The 5080-nt window shown below is 45.6% G+C and carries 4 protein-coding genes; 3 read left to right on the top strand and 1 reads right to left on the bottom strand.

Annotation, left to right across the window (positions count from 1 at the left end):
• Positions 1-122 precede the first annotated feature (122 nt).
• The 3 genes from QUA70_RS27880 (at position 123) to QUA70_RS27870 (ending at position 4247) form a co-directional block, all read left to right on the top strand.
• Entirely contained in the window at positions 123-1808 is a 1686-nt protein-coding gene (locus tag QUA70_RS27880) for an NAD-binding protein (RefSeq protein WP_333351000.1), read from the top strand.
• A 169-nt stretch (positions 1809-1977) separates the two neighbouring features.
• Positions 1978-3771, top strand: coding sequence for an N-acetylmuramoyl-L-alanine amidase (locus tag QUA70_RS27875; protein ID WP_333350998.1), 1794 nt, complete (start codon positions 1978-1980; stop codon positions 3769-3771).
• 80 nt (positions 3772-3851) lie between these two features.
• A complete protein-coding gene (locus QUA70_RS27870) occupies positions 3852-4247 on the top strand; it encodes an SH3 domain-containing protein (protein ID WP_333081331.1) in 396 nt (131 codons plus the stop codon).
• 149 nt (positions 4248-4396) lie between these two features.
• On the opposite strand, the gene QUA70_RS27865 is transcribed toward QUA70_RS27870, so the two are convergent.
• A complete protein-coding gene (locus QUA70_RS27865; RefSeq protein ID WP_333350996.1) occupies positions 4397-4924 on the bottom strand; it encodes a Uma2 family endonuclease in 528 nt (175 codons plus the stop codon).
• Positions 4925-5080: the final 156 nt, after the last annotated feature.

The raw sequence follows: 5080 nt of genomic DNA, 5'->3' as shown, positions 1-5080 counted from the left end.
ATATGAGGACGACCAGACATTGTAATTCTCTCCTTTACTTTTTACACAAGTCTATCACATCTTTAAAAAAATGGTATAAAACTACAAGGACAGCTCCGAAATTGGCTGGCAAATAAATTTTTATGAAACCTCGAATCATTGTTTGCGGGTTGGGCCACACGGGACACAAGATTTTTTGTTTGTTGAGACAGCAAGGAGCGATTGTGGTTGGTATTAGCGATCGCCCAATTCGCGGCGAAACTTCTGATGTGGTTGTAGGCAATTTGCAAGCAGCTTCTACCTTGTTGGCGGCAGGCATTCAAAATGCTCACACTTTAGTAATTGCAGGAGACGATGATGCTGTAAATTTGGCAATTTTGATGCAAGCGAGGATTCTTAATCCTCAGATTCGCATCATCAACAGATTGTTCAATACTAGCTTGGGCGACAGGATTGACCACACTTTGCCCGATCACGCTTCCATGAGCGTTTCATCATTGGCTGCTCCGGTTTTTGCTTTTGCGGCTCTCGGAAGTCAGGCGATCGGACAGTTGCGTTTGTTCGATCGCACTTGGCCGATTCACGAAGAATATATCGATGAAACACATCCTTGGAAAAATCGAAAACTCAGCGATTTGTGGGACGATCGATCGCGAATGTTGATTTATTATCTGCCGGCGGCTAACAAAACTGATTTAGTATCGGCGGTGCTTGCCGATCGGCAGTGTCAGCAGGGCGATCGGCTAATTGTTGCCACTCAGCCGACTATCCACAGCCCCCAAAAAACTTTAACTCAAAAACTGCTCAAAACATTAACTAAGCTGCACAGATTTCAGCAGCACAGCCAAGCAGCAGTAATTGTTGTACTGACGCTGCTGTCAATGATTGCTGTTGCTACTGCTACCTATATTTGTGTTGACAATCATATCTCAATTGTCGATTCTCTTTATTTTTCAGTAGGGATGATTACGGGAGCCGGAGGCTATGAAAAAGTGGCCGAACAAGCTCCTGAAAGCATTAAACTATTTACAGTTGTCATGATGTTAGTTGGAGCCGGCATCATTGGCATCTGCTACGCACTGCTCAACGATTATGTATTGGGAACTCGCTTTATCGAATATTGGGATGTGGCGCGAGTTCCGCAGCGCAATCATTACATTATTTGCGGGCTCGGAGGAATGGGTCTCCAAATTGCTAAAGAACTGCACACTAACGGTTACGATATTGTGGTGATCGAGCAAGATCCGAACAGCCGATTTCTGAGCACGGCTCGCTCAATGAAAATTCCGCTCATTCAGGGAAGTGCCAGTTTGCCCGCAACTCTGGAAGCTGCTAATGTTAAGCAAGCAGCAGCACTTTTGGCGGTAACTAGCAGCGATATGTTTAATGTTGAAATTGCCTTGAGCGCTAAAGGATTGGCACCCAAACTATCGGTTATTGTCCGCAATCAAGACCCACATTTTGCTTTGATGGTGCAGCAAGTTTTTGAGTTTGAAGGAGTTTTGAACCCGACGGAATTGGCGGCTCCTGCTTTCGCGGCGGCGGCGATTGGAGGCAGAATTTTAGGGAACGGAATGACTGCTGACAGTCTGTGGGTTTGCTTGGCCACATTGATTACGCCAAACCATCCTTTCTGTGGCCAGCGCATTCAAGATGCTGCTAAGTCTGCTGATTTTGTGCCTCTTTATGTGGAAACTAAGTGTCAAACTCTCCACGGCTGGGATTTGCTGAATTGTTGTCTGAGTGCGGGGGATGTTTTGTATTTGACCATGCCGGCGAATCGGTTGGAGCAACTGTGGAGAACGACCTCTGAATTAATTAAAACTTAATGGTTTGACGCGGGAATTTATGGGGCCGATCGCTCAATTGCAACTACAAACCTGATAGAATGAGCCGTGTCTAGTAAATAAGACTTACGGCTAATCCTCAGAAATCCGGTTTCTTAGGGCAAGTTCTAGTATAAATAACCCACAGAGTGTCAATTAGTTGCGATTGAGAATGAGAAAATTTTTAGGATTAGTTGTGTTTGGGATGATTCTGGCGATCGCCTCTGTAGCTGTGGCAGCTCAACCTTTGTTCGTCGCTTATCCTCCCGCCAACCACAAAACTACAGCCGATCGCATCTTTTTTATCGGCACAGCGCCGGCAACGGGTGAGGTTTTGGTAAATGGCAACCAAATTTCGCGCACCGCAGCCGGTCATTTCGCCCCGACTTTTCCGCTGCAACTCGGCGAAAATGTCTTTACCTTGCGCCACGAAAATCAGGAAGTCAAAATTAAGGTGACGCGCGAGTCCAATCAGCCGGAAGCCCCTGTAGGATTGGCTTTTGCTAAAGATTCCCTGACACCAAAAGTCGATGTCGCGAGTTTGCCGGGGGAATATATTTGCTTTGGGGCGATCGCACCTGCCAATGCTCAAGTTTCAGTAAAATTGGCGGGCGTTACTATTCCTTTAAAAGCGCGATCGCAAGTGGAACTACCCGACAACAAATCTGTACTTTTAGGTGAAAATTCCCCGATCAAAAAAGGCGGCAGCGAACAGTATCAAGGCTGCGGTAAAACCCCTGATAATGCCCTCTCATCTAAGGGAGAAACAGTTGATTTAGGCGTGCCATCGTTTGAGCTAACAATGAACGATCGAACTATCAGCCAACAAGGTACTGGCAAAATTTCTATTCTCTCTCCGGCGGATTTAGAAGTAGCAGAAGTAACGGCAGAACCGGGTGTTGCCCGAACCGGGGCGAGTACAGATTATTCTCGGATGACACCGCTGCCGAAGGGAACGCGAGCAACAATTATCGGGCGCGAAGGAGAATGGCTCAGACTCGATTACGGTGCTTGGATTAAAGCAGCGGAAGTGCGAATTGTCAAGGATACAGTGCCTGCGCGATCGATTATTCGCAGCGCCAGTTCGCGTCAAGTTTCCGGCTGGACAGAGGTGTTATTTCCCTTAGAAATACCCGTCCCAGTCACTGTGCAAGAAGGAGAACGCACTTTCACTTTAACTCTGTACAATACTACCGCTCAAACTGACATTATTCGCATCCAGGATGACGCCGTAATTTCGCGTTTGGAATGGCAACAAATATCGCCGCTGCAAGTACAATACACTTTTAATCTCAAATCTGCCCAGCAGTGGGGCTATAAGCTGAGATACGACGGCACAACTTTAGTGCTGTCTTTAAAACACCCGCCGGCGAATACAAGCATGATGCCGAATTCGCAAGCAAAACCGCTGTCTGGAATTAAGATTCTCATCGATCCGGGACACGGCGGGCCGGAGGATGGAGGTGCGGTGAGTCCAGTGGGAATTAGGGAAAAAACAGTAGCTTTAACTGTGTCGAAATTGGTGCAACAGGAATTGGTAAATCGGGGCGCGAATGTGGTAATGACGCGGGTAGAAGATGTCGATTTGGATTTGCCGCCGAGGGTGGAAATGATTCAAAAAGAAGAACCTGCGATCGCAATTTCAATTCACTACAATGCTTTGCCGGATAACGGTGATGCCATTAAGACTAAAGGCGTCGGCGCTTTCTGGTTTCACCCGCAATCGCACAGTTTGGCAATGTTTTTGCACAATTATTTAGTTGCCAAGTTGAACCGTCCGAGCTATGGTGTATTCTGGAATAACTTAGCCATGACTCGTCCTGCCGTTACTCCATCTGTTTTAATGGAATTGGGATTTATGATCAATCCCGAAGAGTTTGAATGGATTGTGAACCCGACAGAACAAAGGAAATTAGCTGAGGCGATCGCCCAAGGTGTTACCGAATGGTTTGCCTCGGTCAAATAATAGTTAGTAGTAAGAACTGAAGTCATTCTCAAAAAATTATAATCGGGACTTCAGTTCAGCCCATCCCAGGAAATGAAATAATGCTAATTTTTACTCAATCAAAAGCCTTTTTTATTGCAGCCGTCGTTGCAAGTTTTAGCTTCTCGCTTTACAGCTTTCCTGTTTTCGGCAAGCAGCAAAGTCTTGCTCCCGCAAAAGCAGAAGCTTTAAAAAAGCAAACTCATTGCTCGTTTATTACAGGTGAAGGTGGCGCTGTTAACATTCGCAAAGGCCCAGGCAATAAGTACGCGGTTGTAGCTAAACTCAAAAGAGGAGACGGAGTTAGGGCTGTCAGCAGACAAGGTAATTGGGTGAAAATTGCGGCCAGATTTTCGGGTAATCCTCCTAATGAAACTTTGACAATCCTTGACGGTTGGGTGAACAATCAATTTATTAATGGCTGTTCCGAAGACCAATTTGACAGGTGGCGGCAATAGGGAATTTGGTTTGTAGTAAGGACTTAATTCCTGAGTTTAAATGATGACTAAAGTCCTCACTACAAACCCAACCGGGAGATTTTTTAAATTCGTACAAAAAAGACGATCACCCTGATTCATGCTTGCATTCTCAACCACCTAAACACCTTTTAGGCGGTGATATTCAGAGGAATCATTTCGGGCACGGGAAGGACATGGCTACCTTCGCAGAATTGCGGTTGTTGGTTCGGCAAAAACGCTAAAATCGATCGATCGTCTGGATCGATTAGCCACCCCAACTGACAATTATGTTGAAGACAGTGAATAATTTTTCTAGTTACGCGATTTGAGCTTTGTTGCGGCGACAGGATTTCGATCGCCCAATACGGCGCAATTCGCACATCATCCACTGGTTCGCCGCTGTCATCAAATTGAATCTGTTCCCACAATAGTACCGCAATATCTGGAACAATCGAGCGACCGCCAAACGTACACCGCAACTCTGGAAAAGCGTAAGCTATCTTGGGTTCCTCTACCACTTCATTAATGACACGCAGGAATTGCCCCTGGAGACGAGAATGTTTAGTTTTCGGCATAGGTTTTTGGATAATTTCCCCCTCAATGTATTCGCTAGCAGGTTTAGTTTCTGGCAGTTTCAAAAATTCTTCCAGGGTGAAGCGCCTAGTTGCGACTGTCATAAATAAATTCCTCAATTCTACCTATCTTCAGTGTAATTCAAAAATTATTTATTTTGCATAACAATGGTGTTACCTAGCCTAGGGCTTGCTGAAAAAGTGAGAAAACAGCATTTAGAAAGATGAGTGAATTCGAGTTCTCCTCGGCAATATAAGTTT

Origin of the sequence: Microcoleus sp. LAD1_D5 (genome assembly GCF_036702115.1) — a bacterium.
Lineage (GTDB): Bacteria > Cyanobacteriota > Cyanobacteriia > Cyanobacteriales > Microcoleaceae > Microcoleus.
This window is presented reverse-complemented; position numbering and strand designations above follow the sequence as displayed.

Coding starts and splice junctions, on each gene's coding strand:
- QUA70_RS27880 (WP_333351000.1), top strand. CDS start 123: ATGAAACCTCGAATCATTGTTTGCGGGTTGGGCCACACGGGACACAAG.
- QUA70_RS27875 (WP_333350998.1), top strand. CDS start 1,978: ATGAGAAAATTTTTAGGATTAGTTGTGTTTGGGATGATTCTGGCGATC.
- QUA70_RS27870 (WP_333081331.1), top strand. CDS start 3,852: ATGCTAATTTTTACTCAATCAAAAGCCTTTTTTATTGCAGCCGTCGTT.
- QUA70_RS27865 (WP_333350996.1), bottom strand. CDS start 4,924: ATGACAGTCGCAACTAGGCGCTTCACCCTGGAAGAATTTTTGAAACTG.